This window comes from Collinsella sp. TF07-1 (assembly GCF_003437235.1).
Taxonomy (GTDB): domain Bacteria; phylum Actinomycetota; class Coriobacteriia; order Coriobacteriales; family Coriobacteriaceae; genus Collinsella.
Genome location: NZ_QSRV01000048.1, coordinates 1 through 2751 on the forward strand (window position 1 = coordinate 1; position 2751 = coordinate 2751).

Consider the following 2751-nt stretch of genomic DNA (forward strand, 5'->3'; position numbering starts at 1 on the left):
GGCGTTGCCGCCAACATCCTGCCGGCCATGGGCTTCGCCATGCTCGGCCGCCTGGTGCTCACCAAGCAGCTCGTGCCCTTCTACTTCCTGGGCTTCCTGCTGTGCTCCTACGCCAACGTGCCCGTCCTGGGCGTCGCCCTGATCGCCATCATCATCGGCATCGACAAGTTCGACCTGCTCGGCCTGGGCGGAGCCCAGCCCCAGCTCTCCGCGGAAGGGGATGAGGACGATGACTTCTAGTCCCGAGAACAAGATCACGCGCTCCGACCTCGTCAAGAGCGCCCTCAACACCGGCGCCCTGGGCATGGAGTTCTCCTGGACCTACTACAAGCAGATGAACATCGCCTTCTGCCTGATGGTCGCCAACATGCTCAAGAAGATCTACGCCGGCCGCCCCGACGACTACGCCGAGGCCCTGCACCGCCACTGCGCGTTCTTCAACATCACCGTCCAGTTCGCCCCGTTCGTCGGCGGCATCGCGATGGCCATGGAGGAGAAGGTCGCCCGCGGCGAGATCGAGCCCGAGAGCGTCAACGACGTCAAGGCCGCCCTCATGGGCCCGCTGTCCGGCATCGGCGACTCCATCTTCCTGTCGACGCTGCGCGTGGTCGCCGCCGCGGTGGGCATCAGCCTGTGCCAGGCCGGCAACCCCTTCGGCCCCATCGCCTTCCTGCTCATCTACAACGTCCCCGGCTTCGCGCTGCGCGTCTGGGGCGCCGTCAAGGGCTACGAGCTGGGCGTGGGCTTCCTGGACGAGGCCCAGAGGACCGGCCTCATGCAGAAGATCATGACCTGCGTGGGAATCGTGGGCGTCATGGTCGTGGGCGCCATGTGCAAGGACATGTTCTGGGCCAGCATCCCGGTGGCCATCGGCTCGGGCGAGGACGCCCAGACCCTCCAGGACATCCTGGACGGCATCATGCCCGGCATGCTCGGCATGCTCGCCTTCTGGCTGTACTACTGGCTGCTGTCCAAGAAGATCAACCCCATGGTGCTGATCGTGGCCACCATGGTCGTGGGCATCGTCGGCGCGTTCTTCGGCGTGCTGGCGTAAGGGCCCGGCTGCATAGATTTTCGTTGCAACCTGGAAAGGGGATGGAGCGGGCCTATGCTCTCCATCCCCTTTTTGTATAGAAGGAGTTCGTATGTTCGCGAAGGATCGCGAAGAAATGCGCCTGACGCCGGCAGAGGTCAGGCTGATTCTTATTGAGTCCCTGCAGTGGTGCGCCAACAACGCGGTCTACTTTTTGGGGCTTATCGGTGCGGCCACGTATGATCTGGCTGGCACGGCCTTTTTGGTTGCCGCCATTACGCTCGTGCGCAATCTTATGACGTCGGTGGGCAATATGGTGTCGGGCTCGGTCATCGATCGCTTTGGACCGCGTCGGACGTCGTTTGTGACGTGCGTGATTACGGCGGTGCTTTCGCTTGGCGTGGGGTTGGCGCCGTTGTCTGTCCCCGGGCTTGTGTTTGCCGCGTGTGTCTTGGGACTTGCGGGCGGTTTTATCAACACCTGCACGCATGCGTTTCCGGGATACCTAGAGTCGACCACCGAGGGCCGTACCCGCGTGAACGGTCTCATGGTGTTTTACAGCAATATCGCCTATACCGCTGGCCCGCTGCTCGGTGGTGCCATCGTGAGCTGTTTTGCCACGCAATCGGTCTATCTGCTCATGGCGGGCATGATGGGTGTGGCGGCCGTGCTCTCCTTGGGCTGCCACGAGTGTGTTGTTCCCGCAAAAGGGGAGAAGCCGAAGGGCGGTATTCTGGGCGGCATGGCCGAGGGTGCGCGACTTACGTTTCGCGACCACGACCTGCGCCTCATCTTTATCTCGGGCTTTTTGGGTTTCTTTGCGTTTGGCGCGTTCGATTCGCTGGAGTCGTTGTTCTACCGTGATGTGCTCAACGTGGATATCGTCTGGCTGGGCTGGCTGTCCTCGGTCGTGGGCCTCACTTCCTCGGTGGGCGCGTTCATCCTGACCAAGCTTTCTGCTCGCCATGTCAACCTACGATTGTTACTCGGCGCGCTCATGGCCGTGGGCATTGGGTCCATGGTGTACGTGGGCACCGATATGCTGGGGGTCGCGATTATCGGTCAGGCGATTAACGGTCTGGCCTGGGGGTTCCTGGAACCGCTGCAGATGATCTTGATTCAGGAGCGCGCAGACATCAAATACCTGGGGCGCATTACCGGCTTTGTGCGTTTTGGCCTGATGAGCGCCGGCGTGGTGCCGCTGCTGGCGGCTCCGTTTTTGGCGGAGGCTTTGGGCGTCCAGACGGTATTGTTTGGGGCATCGACCATTATTGCGCTGGTAGGAACGCTGTTCTTTGTCACACAAGGGAGACGCCAGGGGCGTTAGCTATACATCAAATTCTAATTTAATACCACTCACCAGAGAATTTCGACCGTTCACCGAGGATTGGGGCAGATTGAAAAGTGGTATTAAAAACACGTTAGGTGTATGTCTATAATTGGTATCGAAAAGAAACGCGATGTATAGATTCGCGTGCAAGACAGAAAGGAAAAGCAATGAAGGAAACCGAGAAGATCGAGATCATGCACTTTAGCCAGGAGGGCTACGTCGAGGACGGCAAGAACGTCTACGAGGCCGGCAAGAAGATGACCGCGCTCGCCGACAAGGTCGCCGACGAGGGCTACGACGCCGTGTTCCTGATGGGCGTCGGCGGCACCTGGGACGAGCTCATGCAGCTCGAGTACCTCATGAACAAGTTCGGCGACCGCGACCTCGA

The 2751-nt window shown here is 60.4% G+C and carries 3 protein-coding genes and 1 pseudogene; all 4 read left to right on the plus strand.

Annotation, left to right across the window (positions count from 1 at the left end; translation table 11 throughout):
• Positions 1-240, plus strand: a 240-nt coding sequence (locus DXC67_RS10125; RefSeq protein WP_147324175.1) for a PTS sugar transporter subunit IIC, incomplete at its 5' end; no start/stop codon positions are given.
• On the plus strand, positions 221-1054 hold the full coding sequence (locus tag DXC67_RS10130) for a PTS system mannose/fructose/sorbose family transporter subunit IID (protein ID WP_117638274.1): 834 nt from the start codon (positions 221-223) through the stop codon (positions 1052-1054). The genes DXC67_RS10125 and DXC67_RS10130, both read left to right, overlap by 20 nt.
• A 91-nt stretch (positions 1055-1145) precedes the next feature.
• Positions 1146-2360 (plus strand): MFS transporter, encoded by a 1215-nt coding sequence (locus DXC67_RS10135; protein ID WP_117638275.1) that lies wholly within the window; start codon positions 1146-1148, stop codon positions 2358-2360.
• A gap of 170 nt (positions 2361-2530) precedes the next feature.
• A pseudogene (locus DXC67_RS10720) lies at positions 2531-2751 on the plus strand (SIS domain-containing protein); the annotation flags it as partial.